This is a genomic window from Nostoc sp. (assembly GCF_036916575.1).
Classification (GTDB): Bacteria; Cyanobacteriota; Cyanobacteriia; order Cyanobacteriales; family Nostocaceae; genus Nostoc.
In genome coordinates, this window is the sequence record NZ_JBALGC010000004.1 from 144137 (window position 1) to 169725 (window position 25589).

The 25589-nt window shown below is 43.1% G+C and carries 25 protein-coding genes; 15 read left to right on the forward strand and 10 right to left on the reverse strand.

What is annotated here, in order from left to right; translation table 11 throughout:
• Positions 1–157 precede the first annotated feature (157 nt).
• Entirely contained in the window at positions 158–1348 is a 1191-nt protein-coding gene (locus V7L29_RS01790; protein ID WP_334734344.1) for a Rid family detoxifying hydrolase, read from the reverse strand.
• A gap of 136 nt (positions 1349–1484) precedes the next feature.
• Positions 1485–1916 (reverse strand): NUDIX hydrolase, encoded by a 432-nt coding sequence (locus V7L29_RS01795; RefSeq protein WP_334692753.1) that lies wholly within the window; start codon positions 1914–1916, stop codon positions 1485–1487.
• Between the two features lie 146 nt (positions 1917–2062).
• Between V7L29_RS01795 and malQ the strand changes: the two genes are divergently transcribed.
• On the forward strand, positions 2063–3580 hold the full coding sequence (malQ, locus tag V7L29_RS01800; protein WP_334734345.1) for a 4-alpha-glucanotransferase: 1518 nt from the start codon (positions 2063–2065) through the stop codon (positions 3578–3580).
• Between the two features lie 58 nt (positions 3581–3638).
• Positions 3639–3923: a hypothetical protein gene (locus tag V7L29_RS01805; protein ID WP_334734346.1), complete on the forward strand. Its 285-nt coding sequence runs from the start codon at positions 3639–3641 to the stop codon at positions 3921–3923.
• 41 nt (positions 3924–3964) lie between these two features.
• Here the strand turns inward: V7L29_RS01805 and V7L29_RS01810 are convergent, their stop codons facing one another.
• Positions 3965–4777, reverse strand: a complete 813-nt coding sequence (locus tag V7L29_RS01810; protein ID WP_334734347.1) for a helix-turn-helix domain-containing protein — start codon at positions 4775–4777, stop codon at positions 3965–3967.
• Complete coding sequence (locus V7L29_RS01815) at positions 4752–5564, reverse strand: pseudouridine synthase (RefSeq protein ID WP_334734348.1); 813 nt, start codon at positions 5562–5564, stop codon at positions 4752–4754. Before V7L29_RS01815 ends, V7L29_RS01810 begins: the two co-directional genes overlap by 26 nt.
• A gap of 134 nt (positions 5565–5698) precedes the next feature.
• Between V7L29_RS01815 and V7L29_RS01820 the strand changes: the two genes are divergently transcribed.
• Positions 5699–6412: an LmeA family phospholipid-binding protein gene (locus tag V7L29_RS01820; protein ID WP_334692757.1), complete on the forward strand. Its 714-nt coding sequence runs from the start codon at positions 5699–5701 to the stop codon at positions 6410–6412.
• A gap of 342 nt (positions 6413–6754) precedes the next feature.
• Here the strand turns inward: V7L29_RS01820 and V7L29_RS01825 are convergent, their stop codons facing one another.
• Together V7L29_RS01825 and cbiT are read right to left on the reverse strand one after the other, a co-directional pair.
• Complete coding sequence (locus V7L29_RS01825; RefSeq protein ID WP_334692758.1) at positions 6755–7645, reverse strand: phosphatidate cytidylyltransferase; 891 nt, start codon at positions 7643–7645, stop codon at positions 6755–6757.
• 142 nt (positions 7646–7787) lie between these two features.
• Entirely contained in the window at positions 7788–8390 is a 603-nt protein-coding gene (gene cbiT / locus V7L29_RS01830) for a precorrin-6Y C5,15-methyltransferase subunit CbiT (protein WP_334692759.1), read from the reverse strand.
• A 93-nt stretch (positions 8391–8483) separates the two neighbouring features.
• On the opposite strand from cbiT, the gene V7L29_RS01835 reads away from it, so the two are divergent.
• From V7L29_RS01835 to V7L29_RS01850, 4 genes are all read left to right on the forward strand, one after another.
• Positions 8484–9887 (forward strand): serine/threonine protein kinase, encoded by a 1404-nt coding sequence (locus V7L29_RS01835; protein ID WP_334692760.1) that lies wholly within the window; start codon positions 8484–8486, stop codon positions 9885–9887.
• 248 nt (positions 9888–10135) lie between these two features.
• Positions 10136–11221, forward strand: a complete 1086-nt coding sequence (locus tag V7L29_RS01840; RefSeq protein ID WP_334734349.1) for a DNA-methyltransferase — start codon at positions 10136–10138, stop codon at positions 11219–11221.
• Between the two features lie 378 nt (positions 11222–11599).
• The gene (locus V7L29_RS01845) at positions 11600–11827 is read left to right on the forward strand and encodes a DUF2188 domain-containing protein (RefSeq protein WP_334734350.1); all 228 of its coding nucleotides are present in this window, start codon (positions 11600–11602) and stop codon (positions 11825–11827) included.
• A gap of 35 nt (positions 11828–11862) precedes the next feature.
• Positions 11863–12168 (forward strand): transposase, encoded by a 306-nt coding sequence (locus V7L29_RS01850; protein ID WP_334734351.1) that lies wholly within the window; start codon positions 11863–11865, stop codon positions 12166–12168.
• Positions 12169–12286: 118 nt separating this feature from the next.
• Here the strand turns inward: V7L29_RS01850 and V7L29_RS01855 are convergent, their stop codons facing one another.
• On the reverse strand, positions 12287–12862 hold the full coding sequence (locus V7L29_RS01855; RefSeq protein ID WP_334734352.1) for an RICIN domain-containing protein: 576 nt from the start codon (positions 12860–12862) through the stop codon (positions 12287–12289).
• Between the two features lie 576 nt (positions 12863–13438).
• On the opposite strand from V7L29_RS01855, the gene V7L29_RS01860 reads away from it, so the two are divergent.
• A complete protein-coding gene (locus V7L29_RS01860; protein ID WP_334734477.1) occupies positions 13439–13612 on the forward strand; it encodes a Sec-independent protein translocase subunit TatA/TatB in 174 nt (57 codons plus the stop codon).
• 163 nt (positions 13613–13775) lie between these two features.
• Here the strand turns inward: V7L29_RS01860 and cphA are convergent, their stop codons facing one another.
• Both cphA and V7L29_RS01870 read right to left on the reverse strand, forming a co-directional pair.
• Positions 13776–16481, reverse strand: a complete 2706-nt coding sequence (gene cphA, locus V7L29_RS01865; protein ID WP_334691081.1) for a cyanophycin synthetase — start codon at positions 16479–16481, stop codon at positions 13776–13778.
• Between the two features lie 171 nt (positions 16482–16652).
• Entirely contained in the window at positions 16653–17516 is an 864-nt protein-coding gene (locus tag V7L29_RS01870; RefSeq protein ID WP_094348499.1) for a cyanophycinase, read from the reverse strand.
• Between the two features lie 538 nt (positions 17517–18054).
• Here V7L29_RS01870 and trmD point away from each other — a divergent pair.
• The 6 genes from trmD to argH all read left to right on the forward strand — a co-directional run bounded on the left by trmD (position 18055) and on the right by argH (position 23836).
• Complete coding sequence (trmD, locus tag V7L29_RS01875) at positions 18055–18786, forward strand: tRNA (guanosine(37)-N1)-methyltransferase TrmD (protein ID WP_334691080.1); 732 nt, start codon at positions 18055–18057, stop codon at positions 18784–18786.
• Positions 18787–18824: 38 nt separating this feature from the next.
• Positions 18825–19310, forward strand: coding sequence for a 2-C-methyl-D-erythritol 2,4-cyclodiphosphate synthase (gene ispF, locus V7L29_RS01880; protein ID WP_334734353.1), 486 nt, complete (start codon positions 18825–18827; stop codon positions 19308–19310).
• An 83-nt stretch (positions 19311–19393) separates the two neighbouring features.
• On the forward strand, positions 19394–21187 hold the full coding sequence (locus V7L29_RS01885; protein ID WP_334734354.1) for an ABC transporter substrate-binding protein: 1794 nt from the start codon (positions 19394–19396) through the stop codon (positions 21185–21187).
• Positions 21188–21242: 55 nt separating this feature from the next.
• Positions 21243–22031: a nickel pincer cofactor biosynthesis protein LarB gene (gene larB, locus V7L29_RS01890; protein WP_334734355.1), complete on the forward strand. Its 789-nt coding sequence runs from the start codon at positions 21243–21245 to the stop codon at positions 22029–22031.
• A 106-nt stretch (positions 22032–22137) separates the two neighbouring features.
• On the forward strand, positions 22138–22344 hold the full coding sequence (locus tag V7L29_RS01895; RefSeq protein ID WP_334692045.1) for a hypothetical protein: 207 nt from the start codon (positions 22138–22140) through the stop codon (positions 22342–22344).
• A gap of 103 nt (positions 22345–22447) precedes the next feature.
• Positions 22448–23836 carry an argininosuccinate lyase gene (gene argH / locus V7L29_RS01900; RefSeq protein WP_334734356.1) on the forward strand — a complete coding sequence of 463 codons (1389 nt, stop codon included), beginning with the start codon at positions 22448–22450 and terminating at the stop codon, positions 23834–23836.
• A gap of 70 nt (positions 23837–23906) precedes the next feature.
• Here the strand turns inward: argH and V7L29_RS01905 are convergent, their stop codons facing one another.
• Positions 23907–24071: a hypothetical protein gene (locus V7L29_RS01905; protein WP_167407613.1), complete on the reverse strand. Its 165-nt coding sequence runs from the start codon at positions 24069–24071 to the stop codon at positions 23907–23909.
• Between the two features lie 946 nt (positions 24072–25017).
• Here V7L29_RS01905 and V7L29_RS01910 point away from each other — a divergent pair.
• Positions 25018–25512: an NUDIX hydrolase gene (locus tag V7L29_RS01910; protein WP_334692043.1), complete on the forward strand. Its 495-nt coding sequence runs from the start codon at positions 25018–25020 to the stop codon at positions 25510–25512.
• The last annotated feature ends 77 nt before the right edge of the window (positions 25513–25589 follow it).

Genomic DNA, 25589 nt, shown 5'->3' on the forward strand with positions numbered 1-25589 from the left:
AAAAGTTATTTGTCAACTGTTATTATCCGTGAATTTTTCAAAAGTTAAGATGCTCCCGACTCATTCCTAAGCCTCACGCGCCTTTTGGAATATCCTTTGAAATCAGCTTTACCCAAATAGTACTAAGGAATCTGAATTAAAATAACCCATGCTGGCACTAATCACTAATCACAGCGATCGCTTCTATCTCTACTAACACATCTTTAGGTAAGCGCGATACTTGGACACAAGCCCGCGCTGGGGCAGTATCTTCAGGAAAATACTTAGCATAAATGGCATTCACTGCTGCAAAATCATTCATGTCAGCTAAAAATACAGTAGTTTTCACCACATCTTGGAAAGTCGCACCAGCTGCTGTGAGAATGGCTTCAAGATTAGCTAATATTTGCTCGGTTTGTTTTTTGACATCATCAGTATAGACGACATCACCAAGGCGGGGATCGATGGCAATTTGTCCAGCTATGAATACAAATTGACCTGAAGCGGCGATCGCTTGATTATAAGGACCGACTGGTGCGGGGGCGTTATCAGTACGAATTACTTTACGGATCATAGATATTACTTTCTTTAACGATGTTTCCTGTTTACCGATTTCACCCTCAGAAGCGATCGGCTTGTAGACTTCTCCATCAGGCATTATCGCACCAGTCTGGTCTGCATCTTGAAGATTGGCTCCGTAAATATTTGCTCCAGTTAAGTCGGCTTTTCTAAGATTTGCTCCGTTCAGATTTGCTTTCATTAAATCCGCTTGTTGTAAATCCGCTCTCTCTAAATTTGCCCCTTTGAGACAAGCTTTTCTGAAATTTACACCTCTAAGATTTGCTGCACCTAGATCAGCTTCAGCCAGATTCATCCCAGATAAATTCTTTTGAGATAAATTAACACCCCGAATTTTTGCTCCCTGCAAATTGGTATCTTTGAGTTGTACATGAATTAGGTTTACTTGACTCAAATCAGCTTCAAACAAGTTAGCCCCACTTAAATTTGCACCACTAAGGTTAGCTCTGACGAGATTTGTTTTTTTCAAAGAAGCTTCAGTTAGATTGGCAGAATTTAGCGTAGCATCACTCAAATTGGCATTATCTAGGTCTGCCCAACTCAAATTTAAACTAGAACTTTCCATCAAACCACTTAAGTTTGCGCTTGTCAGAGATGCCCTGGTGAGATTTGTGCTTTTAAGACATGCCTTACTCAGGTTGGCATTATTTAAATCCGCTCCTGTCAAATCTGCATTTGTTAGGTCTATCCCACTCAGATTTGCACCTTTGATATCTACACCTCTGAGATTTACTGAATCAAACTTTCGTTGACCTTTTGCATATTGTTTTAAAAGTTCTTCAGCGTCCATAATGCACCATTAAATACCACTGACACAGTATAATCACAAAAAATTTGTGTCACAGGTATTCCTCTCCTCTCTTGCTTTGTGCCCTTCGCGCCCTTTGCGGTAGCCTGCGGCAAGCCGCTCCGCGTCTACGTCCCTCTTACCCCAACCTCGGACGTATCCCATAATGCCGATATCGCCAATAATCCTGCAAAATGCGATCGTGGTCAAAACATAAATTACCAGGCACACGCCAAGACTCAAAAATGCCTATACCCTTAGCATCATCCCCAGCCACAGGTTCCCCCGTCGCTGTTGCCAAAAATACAATGCTAATCGTATGCTGACGGGGATCGCGATCGGGGTCAGAATACACCAGTAATTGTTCAACTAACTCCACCTGTAAACCCGTTTCTTCCTTAGCTTCCCGTCGGGCCGCCACTTCCACGGCTTCCCCATAATCCACAAAACCACCAGGAATAGCCCAACCTAAGGGTAGATTATGTCTTTCAATTAACACTATTGGCCGATGAGGTCGATCTACTAGTTCAATGATGATATCAACTGTCGGTGTAGGATTTCGGTAAGTCATAATCAGTTAACAGTGAACAGTTAATAGTTAACTGTATTTGTTAGTTCTGTGACAACTGATAATCGAATGCTGTTCTGTGATAGATTCGATGCGATCGCCTAGCGTGTCGTTTAGACAATTGCTTCCTTCCATAATTCAGGTTAAATATGCCTTTTCCTAGATCTAGTGGCATTTTGCTGCATCCTACCTCCTTTCCCAGTCGATTTGGCATTGGGGATTTAGGCTTAGAAGCCTATCGCTTCATTGATTTTCTCAAAGAAAGCCATCAACAATATTGGCAAGTTTTACCCTTGGGCCCGACTGCATACGGGAATTCCCCGTATATGTGCTACTCGGCAATGGCGGGAAATCCTCTACTAATTAGCCCAGAAAAACTCCTAGATGAGGGTTTGCTAACAGAAGAAGACTTTGCTAACTTACCAGAATTTCCGTTAGAAAAGGTAGATTTCCAGCAGGTTGTGCCGATTAAGATTGGGTTACTCAAAAAAGCCTGTGAAAATTTTAAAACCAATGCTACACCTTTCCAGCAGCAAGAGTTTGCAGGTTTTTGCGATAGCAAAGCCTATTGGCTAGATAATTACGCCTTGTTTATGGCTTTGAAAGATGCCAACGAAAATGCAAACTGGCACGCATGGAAGTCAGAACTTGTCAAGCGTGATCCACAAGCATTGGAGCAAGCACAGCATCAGCTCAACGGAGAGATTTATTATTACAAATTCGTCCAATTTGAGTTTTTCCGCCAGTGGTCGGCTTTAAAAAGTTACGCTAATATGCGCGGCATTGATGTTATCGGCGATATCCCCATCTACGTAGCTCATGATAGCGCTGACGTGTGGGCGCATCCCGATATCTTTTGCTTAGATCAAGAGACGGGACAAGCAGCACAAATGGCTGGAGTTCCACCCGATTACTTCAGTGCTATCGGTCAATTGTGGGGCAACCCGGTTTATAACTGGGAGGAATTGCAAAAACAAGACTTTAAATGGTGGTTACAACGCTTTGAGGCAATGCTGGATTATGTAGATATAATTCGCATTGACCACTTCCGGGGCTTTGAGGCTTATTGGTCTGTGCCACAAGGTGAACAAACTGCCATAAATGGTAAATGGGTGGAAGCGCCTGGAGATGCTTTTTTTGAAGTGATTAGGCAGAAATTGGGCAAGCTACCTGTTTTGGCGGAAGATTTGGGGGTAATTACACCAGGGGTAGAAGCGCTGCGAGACAAGTATGAATTTCCTGGGATGAAAATTTTGCAGTTTGCTTTTAGTGCTGATTCCGAAAATCCATTTTTACCATTCAATTACCCAAGAAATGCTGTAGTTTACACTGGCACTCACGATAATGACACAACTATCGGCTGGTTTAATACGGCTAATGACGAGGAAAAGCAGAAGCTGTTGCTTTATTTAGGTTCTATTGGTCCTGAAGGCGTCCACTGGGATTTAATTCGACTGGCTTTAAGTTCCATAGCCAACCAAGCAATTATTCCTTTGCAAGATATTTTGGGCTTAGGAAATGAAGCGCGGATGAATTTTCCCAGCATTGCTGAGGGGAACTGGGAGTGGCGTTATCAAGCGTCAGCGTTGACACAAGAATTAGGCGATCGCTTGAAAGTTCTTACCGAACTCAATGGACGCGCCCCGCAAGCCCCGCAAGCCCAGTGAGGAGTGGGGGAGTAAAGATATGAGGGGGACAAGGGGACAAAAAGAATAACCATGCCCAATGACGCCACTTGCCTCTCCCTTTGGGAGAAGGGGAGACACGCAAGGGACAAGCCGCCAAACCCTTGACGCTCGATTACTCGCTACCGCTACGCTAACGGCAGTTCCTCATGAGAGAAACCCCCTACAGCCCTACGGGCATCCTACGGCAGGCGCTAGCCTCTCCCTTTGGGAAAAGACCGGACTGCCGACGCTCCTACGTCGCTCTAAGCGTACCCCTGCTCTTAAGCAAGCTACGCGCAGCGTCTCTAAGAATTGCTATGCCGTAGGCTTTACGCTGCGCTAACACCAACGCAGTGGCTCCCCCATGCCCCATGCGTCATATTCTCAAAACTTAGGTTTAGCAGCAATCTTAACTTCTTCTTCTTTCCCCGGCTCTCCCATTTCCTTGGCTTTTTGTTGATTGACGCTCATCAACACACCACCAGCATTATCAGTTTTCACTGTCAGTTGCTTTTGGGCTTTCCAAATCCGATGAGTTCCCTCTGGCAGAATCCCCTCAAACTCGGTTTTGCCATCGGCTACTACGCGAATCCAAGATGACGCTTTCAAGGTGACACCAATCTGTACAGCCCGTTCCTGTTGAACGCCGCTCAGAGTATCGCTGACCGATTGAACCTTTACTGACTCTTTTTGTTGGGCTACTTCTGGTTTGACAACGGACTTTTGTTTTGGGTATGGCTGGTTTTGGCTATTATTTGCTTGTATTACAGCGTTATTTAATAACTGAGATAAGCCATTTACAGAGCATACAATTAGGAATATGTAAAGAAAGTAAAGATGAATTGGACGTAGTTGATTCAGGGGTGAAGTATTTCCCATAGATTGGGAGTTCACTCGTGCAGAACTAATCGGAAAAGTGCCAGAAAATTCTACTCCATTCAAGCCTAGTGCTTCGGCAAATTGCCTGATCAAACCCTGAATATAGATTGGTTCTGGCAGATCGTTTAAATTTCCTTCTTCGATCGCCTGCAATAATCGCCGGGGAATCCTGGTTAATACAACCACTTGCTCTAGAGATAAACCTTGTTCTTGACGCAATGCCCAAAGTTGAGCGCCTAATTCTGCCAATTTTTCGGCTCGTTCTTGCTCTAATGAAAGTGATGGCTGGTGATTATTGTTTTTTCTTAGCCATTTCATGCCTGCTGACACTCCTTAACTCCGCTGAATCTTTAATAGGTTGCGTTATCTGCTCTTGCAAAAAGTGAATTTCATTATCTTTGAGGTAACGATATTTACCCTCTGATAAAAAGGGTTCTTTTGGAGTTTTTAATTGAATTGGGCCGATAGCAGTCCGATGTAGCTTGATTACTGGGTATCCTAACTGTTGGGCTATACGGCGAATTTGGCGATTTCTTCCCTCCTGCAACACTATTTCTAACAAGCTTTGCTCGCCACGATGTTCTATTAGGTGTACCTTAGCGGCCCTAGTTTTTCTACCTTCCAACATCACACCCTGACGCCACATTTGCAGTACTGCTTCTGGAGGATGTCCTTTGACCAAAACACGATATGTCTTGGAAATACTGTGACGTGGATGGGTTAGTCCAAATGTCAGTTCTCCGTCATTTGTCAGGATTAATGCTCCTGTAGAGTCTGCATCTAGACGCCCAACTGGGTGAATACCTGTACCCTCTCCTAATTCTTTCGGTAGTAGATCCAGGACTGTTGGTCTGCGGTGAGGGTCGTAGCAAGTCGAAACCACTCCCGCTGGTTTATGCAGCAATAGATATATTAAAGCCGGACGCTGCTTTTCGGATACGGGTTTACCATCCACAGCGATCGCATCTTTTTCGGGATCAACTTTTTGACCTAAATGTGCCAATACCCCATTGATCCGTACCCGTGAGTCCCTAATCATTTCTTCGGCTTCACGACGTGAGGCGATACCCCATTGAGCGAGAATTTTTTGTACCCGTACCTCCATGTGGAAATTGCTTATTTACTGTTAACAATTAAATGATATTTGCATTTTGTAGTGAGTAGGCATAAATGTTAAATTTAAGGCTTGTTTAATTTCCGTTCGGTTGTTCAGCAAATACTCATAAATAGATTGGTTAGATGCCAGAGCAAAATTCCCAAACAAAAAATACAAATAAAATACGCATAATTACGCAGGTAATCACAACAGCACTAAAGCTGTGGTTGAGAGCGCAAGTGAGCCAAATATCTGAATTAGAAGTGGAGATTAAAGCTAGCGATCGCCAAATTCTCTCTGGGCGTATCCCCTCAGTATCTATTTTTGCTACTCATGCAGTTTATCAAGGTCTCCTGATTACACAAATTCAATTAATAGCAGAAAATATTCGGATAAATATCGGCTCGGTACTCAAGGGACAGTCACTGCGACTGTTAGAAACAGTACCAGTGGTTGGCGATTTAATCGTAGACGAGAAGGATCTTAATGCTTCTCTCTCATCTGACTTATTATCGACTGCTTTGAGCGATCTACTGGTTAAGGTTTTACCAACACATTACCCAAAGTCACAATCAATTAATTGGCAAGAAATTCTCCTCGAGAACAACCAAATTATACTGCGAGGCGTGAGAGTAACCAATAGTGAAACAACACCTCTAGAGATTTGTCTTGGCTTACAGTTACTCAGTGGGCATGAGTTGCAAGTGGTACATATCCCAATTAAGCCCGACCAGGGAGATATATTAAAGGACAATTATGAGTACAATCTGGATCTTGGCTCAGATGTCGATATCCAAGAACTAACGCTGATCCCAGGCAAGCTGGTGTGTCGTGGGTGGATTAACGTTAACCCTTGATAATTAGAAATTAAAAACTAAAAATGCCAATTACTTATCTTAAATAATATAACGCTTCTCGAAATAAGGGCAGGGGGCAGGGAGCAAGGGGCAGAAGAGTGAATGGAGTGGATGGAGTGGATGGAGTTCAAAGACTCATTAACGGAGTTCAAAGACTCGTCAGCGAGTATCAAAGACTCATTCACGAGTATCAAAAACTCATTAACGGAGTTCAAAGACTCGTCAGCAAGTATCAAAGACTCATTCACGAGTAAAAAAGACTCGTCGGCGAGTATCAAAGACTCATTCACGAGTATCAAAAACTAATCCCCTATTCCCCATGCCCAATGCCCCATGCCCAACTCATCTATCTGTTATCAGTGGCAAAAGTAGTGTTACGAAATAGTAAACCAAAGGAGCGGTAAAAATATAACTATCGGTACGGTCTAAAATACCACCGTGACCGGGAATTAACTGTCCAGAATCTTTGACTCCAGCATCCCGCTTGAGCATAGACTCGGTAAGATCCCCTAAAAGACTAGCAATGCCAATCAATAAACCCAATGCTAAACCAGTGAAGAAGGATCTGGGCAAGTTTAAATAATAGGCTCCTGCTATGGCTACGGCAACACTTGAAGTAATGCCAAAGACAGCACCTTCTACAGTTTTTTTAGGGCTAATCTCAGACAGACGGGTTTTGCCAAAGAATTTGCCAATGGTGTAAGCACCGATATCAGCTGCCCAAATACACAAAAAAGTCAGCAGTGTTGCTGTAAAACCTTGTGGTAAAGAAGCGGAATTTGCCTTTTCCCAGAAATCTGTCCAAGTTGTGGGCCAGTAACCTCCTAAAGGAAGATTACTAAATGCAGCACTATCAATTGCTCGTAACCGCACCCAGTAACTCGGTAAATAACCTACGTAAAATAGCCCCATAATAGAAGCGGAAACATCAGCGATCGTGGCAAATTTGGGTTGAAACAGCAGGTAAAAACAAATAAGTGTGCCAGCTAGTGGCATCACAGCATCAGCTAAACTGCCATCAAGGGTACAAATCACTAGCAAAACTTGGCTAACAACCATAGTGGTTTTCGCAGCGGGAGCAATGCCTCTGGCTCGCACCAAATTAAAATATTCCTGTTGACCCAAAAAAACGATAACCCCAAACATGATGGTAAAGTACCAACCCCCCAAAAGGGTCATACAAAGAGCAAGAGCGATCGCTACAATTCCACTAATAATCCGAGACCAAGGCATAGAAGTATTGGGTACTGGGTACTGGGTATTGGGTATTGGGTATTGGGTATTGGGTATTGGGTATTGGCTATTGAGTATTTGGAAAACTTTTTCCCAGTCCCTAGTCCCTAGTCTTTAGTCCCCAATCCCTAGTCCCCAGTCCCTAGTCCAGTTTCTCACCACTGAGGATAAAAATGGGATCAACGGCGGTAAAGGTTTGGGAAAAGCCGCGCGTCTCTAAGCGGTTAACCGCAGACTGGACGACTTCGATATTTCTAGCTCTTAATAGGGAAAAGCTCTGGGAAATAGCGTACAGGCTTTCTAGATTAGCAGCTGTGGCTACAACCCGACCGGATGGCGGCAAATAATGCCAAGCTGCTTGCAGAATTTCCTGAATGGGGCGTCCTCCCTCGATACAAACGCGATGAGGGGTAACCTTAATGTCATCTAAACACTCTGGGGCACTACCTTCAATTACTTCGACATTCTTCACTTCAAAATGATCGCAGTTACGCTTGATCAGATTGGCTACTTCCTCATCTCGTTCCACAGCGATGATCTGTCCGCTTGGACACAATAACCCTACCTCTACCGGAATTGTACCTGTCCCTGCGCCAATATCCCACAACACAGAATCTGATTTTAGCCGCAGTTGGGCAATTAACAGTAGTCGGACTTCTCGCTGGCTCAGGGGAATTCCTGGCAAATGTTCAAACAATTCATCGGGAATACCAGGGGTAATATAAGGCCAAAGTTGGGAGGGCATAGAACTACGCAATATACTAAAGATATCGATTTGCCAAATTGAAAAGCTATAAGCTCTAAAAACTTTTCAACCGCAGCGTTATCAGAAACCATAATGATTAGCGAAATATTAGACGAACGCTACGAAGTTCAGCAGCTATTAGGAAAAAAAGCAGGGCGGCGGACGTTGTTAGCTCGTGATTTGAAAACTCAGGAATTAGTTGTCATCAAGTTACTCTCTTTTGGTGGTGATTTTGAATGGGATTCACTCAAGCTGTTTGAGCGGGAAGCTGAAATTTTAAAATCTTTGTCACATCCCTTAATTCCTCACTATTTAAACTATTTTGAGGTAAATTTACCAACCATCAAAGGATTTGCCCTAGTACAAACTTATATCCACGCCCAAACTTTAGAGCAGTATTTACAAACTGGACGGACTTTTACAGAAGCAGAAATCAAACTAATAGCCAAGGCAGTTTTAGAGATTCTCATTTACTTACATGAGCTATATCCGCCTGTGATCCACCGTGATATTAAGCCTAGCAATATTTTATTAGGGGAGCGTTCTGGTAATAGTGTTGGTCAAGTTTATCTGGTAGATTTTGGTTCAGTGCAGACTGTCCTTGGCGCAGAAACTGGGACTAGGACTGTGGTAGGAACTTATGGATATATGCCACAGGAGCAATTTGGTGGGCGCACTGTTGCAGCATCTGACATTTATAGTTTAGGCGCAACATTGATTTATTTGGTAACGGGTACTCATCCAGCCGATTTACCCCAAAAGGATTTTCGCATTCAGTTTGAACAAGTGGCTAATCTGAGTCCCAGCTTTATCAATTGGTTAAAGTGGATGATTGAACCCAGTTTAGAACGGCGTTTTAGTTCTGCTGTCCAAGCGATGGCAGCTTTAGAAAAACCACAACCTACAAACTTGCCTGCTTTAGTTGTTGGCAAACCAGATGGGAGTAAGATTCAGCTAACCAAAAATTGGGATTCTTTAGAAATTATCGTTCCACCAGCTGGTTTTAATCCATCAATAGTATTCACAGGTTTATTTGCGATCGTCTGGAATTCATTTATCCTGTTTTGGACAATTGGCGTACTCTCCACACCTTTTCCTGTTAACATCCCCTTTGCCTTGTTCTCACTTCCGTTTTGGGGTACTGGCTGTTTCATGGTGTATAAATTTCTGTTTAAGTTGTTTGGACGCATCTGCTTACGCCTGAATCCAGAAAAAATTACCTTAACCTGGGAATTGTTTGCTTGGAAATTTTATCGTCCGCGTCCATCACCAAGACAAAGTATTAATAAGCTGGTTTACATTCCAAAACACTTTACTAAACACTCTCAAGGCACTAGAGTTGCCGTTCCAGCACAATTATATATTTGGTCAGGAGTACAAAAATATCAGGTTGGTGCTGACGATGGCGGTATTAAATCGGAAGCAGAGCTTGAATGGTTAGCTCATGAATTAAGCGATTGGTTAGGTTTACCTATCACCAATCCAATGAAAAGTTAATTGCCCTAATTATTGAGGAATTGATATCAATTCGATATCAGTTGTCTGTTGGAGCGATCGCCCTAAGAAAAAGTCTCTCAGCAGCTAGTTAAAAATTCTGCTTTTGTGAGTACTTATATGTAAAACATATCTACTATTGTGAATGAAATACTTGGTATATTGCTCAAAAAAATAGCTAATAGTTGGAAAACTTATGCTTTTATGGGTAATACTGTTTTCATCCGTACAAATGTACTAAAGAATTTTAGATGAGACTTAATTGTAACCTTTACTACGAAACAAAATTTGGTGCTGCTTATTTGGGAAACAGCCTAGAATTAATGGCAAGTATTACCGACGAAAGTATCGACCTAATTTGCACCTCTCCACCATTTGCACTGGTTCGTAAAAAAGAATACGGAAATGTTGATGCCGATGAATATGTTGAATGGTTTAAAGATTATGCGGTAGAGTTTTACCGTATTCTTAAACCAACAGGCTCACTGGTTATTGATATTGGTGGCAGCTGGATTAAGGGGATGCCAGTTCGTTCTCTTTATCATTTTGAACTGGTTGTTGCTTTGTGCAAAGCAAAAGAAAAAGGTGGACTGGGATTTTATCTGGCACAAGAATTATATTGGTATAATCCAGCAAAACTACCCACTCCTGCCGAATGGGTAACAGTTCGCAGGGAAAGAGTTAAAGATTCGGTAAATACAATTTGGTGGTTGTCAAAAGAACCGCATCCTAAAGCTAATAATAGAAGGGTTTTAAAGCCTTATAGTGATGCAATGAAAAACCTTTTGAAAAATGGCTATAAACCCAAAGTTAGACCATCAGGTCATGAGATTTCCGAAAAATTTGGGAAGGACAGGGGAGGAGCTATTCCCCCGAATATTATTGATGGACGTTGTAGTACAGACAAAGAAGAAATAGGGCAACAGACTCTTATACAAGAAATTTTATTTGAAGATTTAGTCCAGCCCGTAAATGTGATTTCTGCCTCGAATACTGCTTCTAACGATTATTACCAAAGGCGTTGCAAAGAAGAAGGTTTTAAGCCACACCCGGCAAGATTTCCTCAAGCTTTACCAGAGTTTGTCATCAACCTTTGTACAGAACCAGGTGATATTGTTTTAGAACCTTTTGCTGGTTCTAATATGACAGGTCGAGTTGCAGAAACTTTACAAAGACGCTGGTTAGCTTTTGAGATTGATGAAGACTACATCATAAGCTCAAAACTGAGATTTGAAGAAAATGCTCCTTTAGTTGTTGAACCTCCAGTAGATTTACCACCAATAGCAACAGAAAATGTTGATAATAAAAACCACAGAGTACAGTTAGGACTGTTTTAAAAAAGGCTCTCTCAAATTAGTTGGTATTAATATTGAAATCTAAAATTGAGATTAAAATGACTTTTGAGGGGAGCATCCCAAATGTGCAAGTTTGTTTTTATATGGTATTTTGACTTAGACGGAGAATGAAATAACGAACCGCAAAGGACGCAAAGAACACAAAGGAAAGAGGTTTGTACAGGGTTTTTGTAACAGTCCTGTGTCTTTTGGCAAAATTGGGATGCTCCCCTTTTGAGGAAGAATAATTTTAAAAGTTGATTTTCAAAGAATAACAAAAACTATTTTATAATTATTTAATATTGTTTCTACTACAAGATACTTACATTAGTAAAGATTGTGTTAAGGTGTAAAAGTAGTTAAGTATAAACAATATCACTAATGTCTAAAGGTAAAAACCAACATATCGTCCCTCACTCTAAAGGTTGGGCAGTTAAGTCTGAGGGTGCTAGTAAGGCTACTAAAATATTCCACATCCAGCAAGAAGCAATTGAGAAAGGGCGTGAAATTGCTATTAATCAGCAGTCTGAATTATTAATACATAACCGAGAAGGGCAAATTCGAGAGCGGAACAGCTACGGCAACGACCCGCACTCGTCTAAAGGTTAAACCCCAATTTCTCACTAACGACCAAAATTTTTTCAATGTTAAAACTAAGCCTAGTCGCAGATAACGCCGGATGGCATCGGAGTCAAAAAACGAAAATTCCCGACGGAATTAAAGTCGAATTTCTTCCAGCTTATTCTCCGGAATTACAACCTGCCGAGAGACTTTGGACATTAGTTGATGAACCATTAGTCGATGACTACTTCGAGACAATTGATGAACTGGAAGAAGTGTTAGTAAAACGTTGTAATGTGCTTAGTATACGCCACCGTAAAAGGGGGTCGGAAATATCGAGGCTTGATGTTGGGTTTCACTTCGTTCTACCCAACCTACGAATGATTTAATTCCATACCCTTTTTGTGGTGGGCTGTACTTAGCAACATCAAGGAAGAAATTAGAAATTTGACCAGCTATTATTGGTTAGCTTCTCTTTAAAACTTTAACGGGTTTTATAAACCGGATTTAGTAGAACCAGGTCCAGACGAAGTTGTTCTGCGAGCCCCCGCACGGGTACTGCATGAGCTGTGTGTTGTTGGATGTCCGTGCGTTCAGTACGGTCAGGCACATCTTGGAATTGCGGTTGCGCAACTGGTACCAGTCGGGGTTGGGGGGGCCATTTAAGACCGATTGCAGGGAGAGCCGTGGCGGGGAGACCTTTTCCGGGAGCCACTCCGCGTTGGCGCCATCGGCGCTACCGCCCCTACCGCAGCGGTACTGGATGACCCTGGCGTATTTTTCCTTGGAGGCGTTCAGCACCGTCAAGCACTTGTCGCTGGACAGGCTGCGGATTCTCTTGTAGTTGCCGATCGTGTCGTCGAAGGACCACCTCAGGTTGGCGAGCCCGCGGTAGCACGTGTAGATGTCGATTACCACGTTGTTGGGGTTCGACCGCGGGAGGTCGACGCACTTTTTGGATTGGTATCCCACGATGTAGAAAGGTCCCTGGGTGACGGCGTTGGTCTGGGGCTGGGCCACCAGCGTTGCTGTAGAGACGAGAGATGCGGAAAATATGGCTTTGACTAAGTTTCTGCTCTTCATGGTAAACAACCTAGATTTGATTAACTTTTTAGAACAACATTTATGATAACCACAATAATTGGCAACCCAAAAATATGATGGTAGTGCATCAACCTTGTCACTAATACACCCATAAGAGCTGTCAAGAACGGATACACGAAAACCGATACATCGAGTTCTAAATGGGAGGGTCGGGAGATATTAATTCATAGTATAGATACTAAAATATTTTATATAATGTTAATTTTTTAGAATCATTACATATGCAAACTGCCTAACAGTATACTTGACTACAAGAATGTACATGCTAGTATTGCAGGCGATGCCAGTTATTTACTTATACAGAACGAAGAACGTAAAGACGCTAGAAAGTTAGAACAAATAAATAAGTAAAAGCTAGGTGAAAAAATCTTAATCTTGGGTTGAGGGACGAAACCCAACATTTTCGGGACTTTGTTGGGTTTCACTACGTACCACTTCGTGGAAGCAAGCTAAACCCTTTTCTCTAAAAGAGTCGAGCGCTGATCAGTGGCGAACTCATCGGATTTGAGCGATCAATGTCTATATTTAATTAGAGATGCTTTAGAGGAAATTTATATGTTTGGACTGGGATGGCCAGAAATAGCTGTAGTTACCATAGTCGCTGTTCTAATTTTTGGCCCCAAAAAAATTCCCGAACTGGGAACCGCACTGGGCAAAACCCTACGAGGTTTTAAGGAGGAGATGAAAACTCCCAGCGAGGAAACCAATCAGGAAGAAGAAAAACAATAATAAAAGGAGTCAGAATACAGCAGTCAGGAGAAATGCACTCACAAGAAGATGCATTTTCAATATTGAGAAATTTCTGAATATAGTTTTTCCCATAAAGGGAGATGCTTAAAGCAACGAGTCGTAGGCCCGTTGTACAGAAGTCCTTCTGACTCCTGATTCCTGACTATAGCAAGGTATTAACAACAGAAGAAGGTGTGATCCCATTTTGGGAATCGATGACAGTTGTGCCAAGATTTTGTTGATGTATCTCTTCCTTGACTACACCACGCGCCCTAATTAACTTAATAGCGCGAGTGACGCTTTCTGGTAAAATTACCACCAGACTGTTATTAGGAGCCATGTCTAAGCCTTTATTTATCGCTTGGGTTTCATCCAGAATTGATTCATAGCGGCTATCAGGTCTAACTTGGGTAATGCCTTGAATAATCAACTGGGCGGCTGAACCCCGTTGGCGTCCCCGTGTGTCATCGTCTTCTTTGACGATGATGTAGTCAAAAATTTGTGCTGCTAGTTTGCCCAAAGTAACAAAGTCTTCGTCGCGGCGATCGCCTGGCCCGCCAATTACGCCAATCCGTTGTCCTGTAGTCCAGTTCCGCACGAAAGCACCTACAGCTTCGTAACTGGCTGGGTTGTGGGCATAGTCCACCAAAGCGTGGTAGTTTCCTAAATTAAATAAATTCATCCGTCCTGGCGTTTGACTAACTGAAGCCCGGAAAGTCCTCAAACCAGCACGAATCTGCTCAATTGTGACGTTTTGCACGAATGCTGCCAAACTTGCAGCTAAAGCGTTGGCAATCATAAACGGTGCACGTCCGCCCATTGTTAAAGGTATATTTTCTGCTCTTTCTATACGATGTGTCCAATCACCTTTAACAATTGACAAATAGCCATTTTCATATACTGCCGCTACTCCGCCCTTTTGGATGTGCTTTCGCACTAATTCCGAGTCGGGGTTCATTGTAAAGTAAGCAATATTAGCCTTAGTTTTTTCTGACATGGCGGCGACACGGCGATCGTCGGCGTTAAGTACCGCGTAGCCATCCGGGAATACGGCTTCCGCTACTACACTCTTGAGGTTAGCTAACTGCTCAATGGTATCTATATCACCTATTCCTAAGTGGTCTGCGGCTACATTCAATACCACACCCACATTTGCTGCTTCAAAGCCCAATCCAGAGCGGAGAATGCCACCGCGAGCTGTTTCCAGTACCGCTACTTCCACTGTAGGATCTTGGAGGATGAGGTGGGCACTTTGGGGACCTGTGTTATCGCCAGCTTCTACTAAGTAATCACCGATATACGTACCATCAGTAGTAGTATATCCTACTACCTTACCAGTCTGTTTATAAATATGTGCTAGTAGTCGGGTAGTAGTGGTTTTACCATTAGTACCAGTGACGCTGAGGATCGGAATTTGGCTAGATTGCTCGTTGGGGAACAGCATATCCATGACTGCGCCGGCGACGTTGCGGGGGATACCAACGCTTGGGGCGACGTGCATCCGGAAGCCGGGAGCGGCGTTAACTTCGACAATCACGCCATCCACTTCCCGCAGAGGACGGCTAATATCCGAGGTGACGATATCGAGTCCGGCGATATCCAAACCGATAATCTTGACTACCCGTTGTGCCAACCAAAGATTCTCTGGGTGAATTTCATCGGTACGGTCTACGGCACTACCACCTGTACTTAAGTTTGCCGTTGCCCTGAGATAACAAATAGTACCCTTGGGTGGCACGCTATTTAGGGTATAGCCTTGCCTTTCTAGCAGCTGGTAGCTGGTGCGGTCTAGTTCAATCTTGGTCAGGACGTTATCATGTCCTTCACCGCGATTTGGGTCAAGGTTTGTTTCCTCAATCAGTTCAGCAATGGTGGATCTGCCATTGCCAATCACATGAGCCGGGACGCGCTCGGCAACTGCTACTACTTTGCCATTTACCACCAGTACCCTGTGGTCGCGTCCAACATAATATCTTTCGACAATAATTGACCGGGAAACCTGTCTGGCAGCTTCGTATCCAGCTTCAGCTTCTTCCCAAGTTCTGATATCAATGGTGATGCCACGTCCATGATTGCCATCCAGGGGCTTGATGACAATAGGATAGCCACCAACGTATTCAATGGCTTGTTCCAAATCGTCTAAGAAGTTGATCACTGTACCTCTAGGTACTGGCGCACCAGCAGCAGCGAGGATGCGTTTAGTGGCTTCTTTGTCGCAAGCTAGTTCTACGCCCAAAATGCCGGTGTTGTCCGTCATTGTTGCCTGCATCCGCTTCTGGTTCACGCCGTAGCCTAGCTGAATTAAAAAGCGGGCTTCCAGAGACATCCAAGGAATACCTCTTTTTTCTGCTTCCTTGACGATCGCTTCCGTGGAAGGGCCTAAAGAAGCATCACGGGTAAAGTCTTTCAGGTCTTGGATATCTTGCTCTAGTTCTGCCTTGGGATAACGGCCTCGATCAACGATACTCTGACACAGCCGGACTGCTGCTCGTCCAGCGTAACGTCCCGCTTCCTCATTCAGGTACTCAATCACTACTTGGTAAATTCCGGGTGTGGCAGTTTCGCGGGTGCGACCAAAGCCGACATGCATACCAGCTAATTCCTGGAGTTCTAGAGCTACGTGTTCCACGATATGCCCGATCATAGTGCCTTCTTTGACTCGCATCAGAAAACCACCACGACAGCCAGGCGAACAATAGTGGCCCTCCAGACTCGGCAGCGTCTCAACTAATCCTTCATAAAAACCAGGGATTTCATTCGAGGGCGTCTCGCCAAGGGTTTCTAAATCGAGGCGCATGACGATCAGTTTGTGGCGTCGAATGCTCCAATAGTTTGGGCCGCGTAAGGTCTGGATCTTGAGGATTCTCATGGGAATAGGTAGATGGAGATTCGGAACCAAAATTCTAGTTTGTTACTGGAATTGACCGCTAAACTGTTCATTGCAAACAGTTTTTTCTTTTTAGATGGTATTCTTATCATTTTTCTACGGTAAGAAATAAATATGCGGTCAACTCAGTGTAACCTCAGATACTCTATCCCGTCAGCTGGAGATTCGGTGTACAGCAGGCAATACAGTGCGCTGGTACAAGTGGAAGCGATCACCGTAGCTGAGGATATGCAGACGTAAATTATGCACGGTTAACGGTTCATTAGCACCGACATGGGGTTCGTTGGTGTGGGTGAGTTCAGTAGGATCAACAATGGTGACACTGCCTTTACCCATAACTTGTAGCCAACCATCACGTTCAAACACTGCACAAGTATCTTCGTCAATGCCAATACCTAAGCGATCAGGATGAGCTGCGATCGCACTAATCAGTCGCCCCATCCGATTCCGGTTGTGAAAGTGTTGGTCAACGATTACTTCTGGAATAAATCCCAAACCCGTTGCCATATCGACTAGGGAGCGATTTGGCGTCTCTCCACTACCGCCGCCAGCAATCATATGATGCCCCATCACTGCCGCTCCTGCACTGGTACCTGCTAATGTAAGTTGCCCCGCCCTCACCCGCTGCCGAATAATTTCCATTGCTGGCGTATCTGCCAATACACCACAGAGACGCAGCTGGTCTCCTCCCGTCAAAAATACCCCACTACAGGCTTCTAAGGATGCTTTGATCTGAGAGGCTTCACACTGTTCCCGTTCGCGGATGTCTAAAATTTCTACCTTCTGGGCACCCATTTCTTCAAAAATGCGAATATACCGACCACCGATGATTGCGGGTTCGCGAGAGGCAGATGGAATAATTGTAATATAAGCCTTACTAGCACCAGCACGTCCAAAAAAAGTTCGTAGGATTTCGCGCCCATGAACTTTATCTTCTGCGCCTCCGATAACCAGAACGGCGGTTTTAGTTGCTTGGGGTGTCCTCATTTCTAGCGATTTAGCTTGTAATTGCGGCATTGTGTTTCTCCTGTCAACAACTTCAGGTGAATTTAACAAGGATTCAGTTGCCTGATGATTTTTGCGCTTTGCTTGTTTGAGAGGACACTTTTTTGAAGTTTGGAACAGGGTCAGCCACTCTCCAAATTCTCGCTTAACGCTCGCGTTGCCTCGGTCTAAACGTGTTCGTTCCCATTCCTCAAAGCCAGCGCCTTGTTTTTCACCTGTCCACTTGCAGCAGGGCAAAATAGTCTTTAGGGGGCTAGATTCCCCCTTTAAGGTTGGGGATGAGCAGATAAGACTACGCTTTTTTCTGAGGCTGGCTCGATGCATCCTGGAAGTTGTTAACTTGATATGATTATTAATTTAAATGTAGTTGTGAGAACATTTAAACATAAATTAAGTAATTAGAAAAACTTTTGATCCCATCTAAAATCCAAGAGGTCTGGTAGTTTTAGATACTATTGATAAAGTTTAACTGGAGTTTCACCCGACGTTGGCTTAGTGGTGTTTGCCAGACATTCAAATTTAAGATTAGTGTCCTTGAATACGAATAACTGTGCGCTTTGATATAGTTACGCTTTTTCCTGACTGTTTTAACTCTGTTCTCAATTCTGGGCTGCTGGGTAAAGCCTTAGCTAAACAGATTGCCGAAGTGCATCTAGTTAACCCAAGGGACTTTACCACTGACAAGCACCGAAAGGTAGATGATGAACCCTATGGTGGCGGCGTTGGGATGTTAATGAAGCCAGAACCTATTTTTACCGCTGTGGAGTCGCTGCCAATTCTAGCCCGAAGAGAAGTAATTTTGATGAGTCCACAGGGTCAAACAATCAATCAACCTCTTTTGAAAGAATTGGCGATAAATTATGACCAGTTAGTAGTTATTTGCGGACATTACGAAGGAGTGGATGAGAGGGTGCTGCATTTGGTAACTCGTGAAGTGTCTTTAGGCGATTTTATTCTGACCGGCGGGGAAATTCCAGCAATGGCTTTAATTAATGGTGTAGTGCGGCTAATACCAGGAACCGTGGCCAAAACTGAGTCTCTGACAGCAGAAAGCTTTGAAGAGGGGTTATTGGACTATCCCCAATATACTCGTCCTGCCAATTTTCGCGGGTTGAAAGTGCCTGATGTCTTGCTCAGTGGAAATCACGCTGCGATCGCGCGGTGGCGTTACGAACAACAAATTCAAAAAACCCGCGATCGCCGCCCTGATCTACTGGATAAATGGGAGGATGGGGGGCAGGGGAGCAGGGGAGTAGGGAAGCAGGGGGAGAATAATTCTTAACTCCTGACTAATGACTAATGACTAATGACTAATGACTAATGACTAAAATTCGTATTGGTAACGGCTACGATATTCACCAACTGGTGAGCGATCGCGCTTTAATTTTAGGGGGAATTCAAATTCCTCATGAACTGGGTTTGTTGGGTCACAGTGACGCTGATGTACTAACCCACGCGATTATGGATGCCATGCTTGGGGCGTTATCCTTGGGGGATATTGGTCATTATTTTCCGCCTAGCGATCCTAAATGGTCAGGAGCAGATAGTTTAGTACTATTAACTCAAGTACATCAACTAATTCGGAATCAAGGCTGGCAGATAGGAAATATTGACTCGGTGGTAGTAGCAGAACGTCCAAAATTAAAACCGCATATTCACAATATGCGCGACAAACTAGCGGCGGTTTTAGAATTACAACCAAATCAAATTGGTATCAAAGCTACCACTAACGAAAAATTAGGCCCCGTTGGACGTGAAGAAGGCATCTGTGCTTATGCTGTTGTCTTGCTAGTAGTTTCGGAGTAGCATTTCTTTTTCGCTACATTTATTGATTTAGAAAACATTCTGATTTTTAGGTTGAATGGCAACATTTTGCAAAAATCAAAATTATGAAATTATCTAATAGTATGCTTTCCAGAATTAAGCAGTTTTGGTTAACAATAATTATAGTTTTGGTAACAGCATTCACAGTTACCGCCTGCAACCCTACTAACTTCAAAAGTGCAGCCGCTCAAGTCCCAGAATTAGTTTTTACCACTCCCAGTGGGCCGGCAACATTTAATTTGACGCAAAATCAATCAGCTTATAGTGTTTTTGGCTATCTCTACGATGGCTTGATTACAGAAAATGGTTTAACTGGAGAACTGGAACCTGCTTTAGCTGAAGTTTGGGAAATTTTGCCGGATAAACGACACATTATTTTTACCCTCAAAAAGGGGCTAAAGTGGTCAGATGGTCAACCTCTAACTATTGAAGATGTACTCTTTAGTTATAAAGACATCTACTTTAATGAAAAGATACCTACAGATATTAGAGATGGTCTGCGAATTGGTACTAGTCGTGCTCTGCCAACAGTCGTAAAACTAGATGAGCAAAAAATAGAATTTACTATACCAGAACCTTTCGCTCCCTTTTTAAGATTCATCGGCGGGTTGCCAATTTTACCATCTCATGCTTTGTTAAAGTCTATCCAAAGCATTGGATCAGATGGTAATCCTAAGTTTATCTCTACATGGGGAACTGACACTGATATCAAAGAAATTATCGGTAATGGCCCTTATGTGATGGAAAGGTATACTCCTAGTGAGCGAGTTATCTTCCGACGCAATCCTTATTATTGGCGCAAGGATAGTCAGGGAAATCAGCAGCCTTATATTAAGCGCGTTATTTTACAAATAATTGAAAGCACTGACAATCAACTAATAAGTTTTCGCTCTGGGCAGCTGGATGATCTGGACGTGAAATCTGAAATGTTTCCTTTACTAAAAAGAGAGGAAAAGCGAGGGAAATTTAAAATTTACAATGGCGGCCCTGAATCTACCACAACTTTTGTGAGTTTCAATCTTAATAAGGCTCGTAATTCTCAGGATCAGCTTCTAGTAAACCCAATCAAATCTCGCTGGTTTCATACTTTGGCTTTCAGACAGGCAGTTGCATATGCGATTGACCGCGAGACGATGAAAATAAATATTTTTAAAGGACTAGGAGCACTACAGAATTCTCCTATTTATCTCAACAACCCTTACTATCTTTCTCCAGAAAAGGGACTAAAGGTATACAACTATAATCCTGATAAAGCTAAACAACTGCTTTTGGAAGCAGGTTTTAAATACAACTCCCAAAGAGAGCTACTGGATGCTGAAGGAAACCGAGTCCGATTTACTATGTTAGTTAAAGCAGAGGAACAAGCCAGGGTAGGCATGGCAGTCCAAGTGCAACAAGATCTTAAAAAGATTGGGATTCAAGCTGATTTGCAAATTTTAGCCTTCAATACTGTGTTAGAGAAACTACAAAATCGTAGTTGGGATTGTTATGTTGGCAAATTTGGTGGCGGAGGAGTTGAACCTCATAGTGGCTCTAATATTTGGTTTAGCACAGGAGGATCACACCAATTTAATCAAGGGCCGCAACCTGGTGAACCAGCGATTAAGGGTTGGGAAGTTTCCGACTGGGAAAAGGAAATAGACCGACTTTTTATTGAAGGCTCAAGTGAATTGGATGAGACTAAGCGCAAAGTAATATATGCTAAGTTTCAGCAAATTGTCCAAGAACAGTTGCCATTTATTCATCTAGTGAATCCCCTGTCCTTTGAAGGTGTACGTGATCGCGTCCAAGGAGTTAAATTCTCCACATTGGCAGGTAGCGCATTTTGGAACATTCATGAACTGAAATTAATTCAATAGATTAAAGGGTTTTAGTGTAGTAAGCCCAATCCAAAATCTAAAATCTAAAATTACTGTGACTCAACCTGAAGCCTTAAAATCGCTCCTTGAAGCGGTTGCCAATGGTAAACTTTCTCCAGATATGGCATTAGACTCACTCAAAGACTTAGCTTATGAATCTGTGGGTGAGTTTGCCAAAATCGACCATCATCGCCAGCTAAGAACTGGTTTCCCAGAGGTGATTTGGGGTCCCGGTAAGACTCCTGATCAAATTGCTCAAATTATGGAGGTGATGCGCCTCCGCAACCCGGTGGTGATGGCAACTCGCATTGAACCAGCAGTTTATACAGCACTGGAATCAAAAGTTAACGGTTTGCGATATTACGAATCGGCGCGAATTTGTGCGATCGCTCCCCCTACTATCGAACCACAATTCTGGGGTGAAATTGGCATACTTTCTGCTGGTACTGCTGATTTACCCGTTGCTGAAGAAGCCGCTGTCACCGCTGAACTTTCTGGTTTTCGGGTACAGCGCCTCTGGGATGTTGGTGTTGCTGGGATTCACCGCTTATTAAGTAACCGCCACTTGATTGAGTCAGCATCAGTGTTAATTGTGGTGGCAGGGATGGAAGGCGCTTTACCCAGCGTTGTCGCTGGTTTAGCGAGTTGTCCTGTGATTGCCGTACCCACCAGCATCGGTTATGGCGCGAGTTTTGGCGGTTTAGCACCTTTATTGACAATGCTCAACTCTTGTGCTGCGGGAGTAGGCGTAGTAAATATCGATAATGGTTTTGGCGCAGCAGTGTTAGCAGGGCAAATTTTGCGAACAGCCGAGAAATTGCGGTTGGCATCGCCTACATCTTGAGTTAAGACATTAAAGTCATCCCAAAAGTCTCAGTACATTTTCAGTATTTAATGTAACAATCAGACTGATACTAAAATTTGCCAACCCAACTTCTTAATCACCAAAAATGAGCCATTACAGCGATTTGATATCTCAGTTATTTTGGCAGTTGCCTGTAAATCTGATAGCACTAGCACAAACAATTACCGACCCAGACGTCATGGGTCAGATTCAAAAATCTTGGAGCCACTTTATACAAACAGGTCAAGTGTGGGCATTGTTGATTGGTTTAGTCATTGGCTATATGATTCGGAATCTAACTAGCTACGGTTAAATTTAAAAGTTAGGAGTTGAAAGTCAGGAGTGAGAAGTTAGGAATCAAAAACTTATAACTCCTCACTCTAAACTCTTAACTCTCCCCCACTCCCCTGATTTCTATGACCGAAAAACAAACTTGGAGCCAGCGGTTTGAATCAGCTTTGCATCCAGCGATCGCGCGTTTTAATGCCAGTATAGGTTTCGATATTGAATTAATAGAATATGACCTCACTGGTTCTCAAGCTCATGCCAAAATGCTAGCTCACACGGGCATTATCTCTCCAGAAGAAGGAGAGCAATTGGTTGCAGGTTTAGAACAAATTCGCCAAGAGTACCGCCAGGATAAATTTCAGCCTGATATCGATGCTGAAGATGTACATTTTGCAGTTGAACGACGACTGACAGAAATTGTCGGCGATGTGGGTAAAAAGCTGCATACGGCGCGATCGCGTAATGACCAAGTTGGCACTGATACCAGACTCTACCTGCGCGACCAAATCCAACAAATCAAAAGCAAATTGCGAGAATTTCAAGGTGTTTTACTGGATATAGCCGAAAATCACGTTGAAACTCTGATTCCTGGCTATACTCACCTACAACGTGCCCAACCCCTGAGTTTAGCTCACCACCTCTTAGCATATTTTCAAATGGCGCAACGCGACTGGGAACGCTTAGGAGATGTTTCTCGCCGCGTGAATATCTCACCTTTGGGATGCGGTGCTTTAGCGGGAACTACTTTCCCGATTGACCGCCACTACACAGCCAAACTCTTGAATTTTGACGATATTTATGCTAATAGCCTCGACGGAGTGAGCGATCGCGATTTTGCGATCGAATTCTTGTGTGCTGCTAGCTTGATTATGGTTCACCTCAGCCGCCTTGCAGAAGAAGTCATTGTTTGGTCATCTGAAGAATTTCGCTTTGTCACCCTCAAAGATAGCTGTGCCACGGGTTCCAGTATCATGCCCCAAAAGAAAAACCCCGATGTACCAGAATTGGTGCGAGGGAAAACGGGGCGTGTATTCGGTCATCTCCAGGCGATGTTAGTGATTATGAAGGGGTTACCCCTGGCATATAACAAAGACCTGCAAGAAGATAAAGAAGGTCTATTTGATAGCGTTAATACAATCAAAGCCTCTCTAGAAGCGATGACGATTTTGCTCAGGGAAGGCTTGGAATTTCGTACCCAGCGGTTAGCAGAAGCTGTGGCAGAAGATTTTTCCAATGCTACCGATGTAGCAGATTATTTGGCAGCACGGGGCGTCCCTTTCCGGGAAGCTTACAACCTTGTGGGTAAGGTGGTAAAAACTAGTATTGCCGCAGGTAAACTCCTGAAAGATTTGAAATTGGAAGAGTGGCAACAACTACATCCAGCATTTGCAGCAGATATTTATGAGGCGATATCCCCCCGTCAAGTTGTAGCAGCCCGCAACAGTTACGGTGGTACTGGCTTTGTACAGGTAAGTAAAGCACTCATAGCCGCCCGCACTCAAATCGTTGTCGAGTAATAAATAAGGGCGTACAAATGTGCGCCCTTAAAACTAAATAAACCAAATAACAAGGATTTAAGCAGGCAGCTTATTCAGTGTCAGCTGCTGCTGCGCCTTCTTCTTCTTCACTCTTTGGTGGTCTTTGTTGGAACCTTCTCTGCATTCTTCCTGTCGTAGTCCGTTTACGAAACTTTCTGGCATACGCCTGGTTCCGTAGCGCCTTTTCTTTTTTCGGGTTACGGCGCTTGGCCATGTTCACCTCATTAATAAACAACAAAAAGTCGCAACTAGGCATCACGTAGGCAATATCAGCTACCAATGTTATTGATATACTTGTAGCCTAGTGCAGCAATCAATACGCATGAAACAATGTACTAGTCTACCGCATTCCACCTTGTTCTGTCAATAACAATTTAGAATTATCCCCATTAGTACCGCAAGGCGGAATTAAAAATTAAAAATGAATACAGCATAAGGGTTTCGTTGATTTGGAATGGTTAGCTTATTTTTGCCGTGTTGTACTAATACGCCGGGCGCGTAAATAGCGCAAAGTCGAGCCAGTCCGTTGGTGGGGTTCCCCCACTTAAAGGAACTGGCTTTGAGCGACGGTTCTTGCCGATGAGAACTTTGCAAGACGAGCAACCATTTAAAATCCCTAAAAAGTCCATTCCATAATACTTTTGACTTTTGAATGAGTAACTTTTGACTTCCGCCTTGCGGTACTAGCTAGACGAAAAATACCTTTTCTTAGATTCAAATCCGTCAAAGAGATGTAAATTAGTTAACTAGTTGTTGTTCTTGGAACAAATCAATCAATATTATCAAGATTATCAAGAATTAGGTGGCGGTCTCAAACCCCGCTTAATTTTCTCTTCTAAATTCTGAATTATGCATTCTAACTTATTATTCAGATGAATTTTTTGAATGTGTGCTGAAAAACTATTAGTGATAATTGCTTTGAGCAAGACTAATGTTAGTTATAAACTGAAAAGTTTTCTGATTAAAAATATCATGTATATATGAATACAGTGCTTCTCTTGAAACTTGATGTTAGAATTAATAATATTCTACGTAAATCGTGAGAATAAAATCTCAAACCACAAATATATTTGTATAAAGCAAAACTCAACAAAAATTTTATTAGTTGAGTTTATGTAAGTGGTAGAGAACTATAGAATACAATACATAAATTTTGAAGATTGAACGTTATTGCTTTTTTTCCGGCAGCTGTCCAGTCCACACGTAGCTTATGGCGTATTGGACAAACAGTATTGGGTATCATATTTCGTCATCCGATTACTGGCACTAGTATTATCCCAATTTTACCTGATGGTCGGATAGTACTGATCCGGCGACGCGACAATGGTCTTTGGGGATTGCCTGGAGGGATAGTGGATTGGGGAGAAGATATTCCCAACACAGTCCGCCGGGAATTGATGGAGGAAACCGGGCTAGAATTGGTGAAAATTAACCGTTTGGTAGGAGTTTACTCCGCACCAGACCGCGATCCCAGAATCCACTCAATTTGTATTCTGGTTGAAGCCGAGGTACATGGAACAATGGAGATTCAAGATACTTTGGAAGTCATGGAAATTCAAGCTTTCCATCCCAATTTACTACCTCCAGGACAAATGTCTCACGACCATACTCGGCAGTTGCAAGACTATTTGAATGGCTTGACAACACTGGCATAACAATATTTTTTTCATTAGTCATCAGTTATTTGTCAGATTCTAATGACTAATGACTAATGACTATTTATTATGGTGCT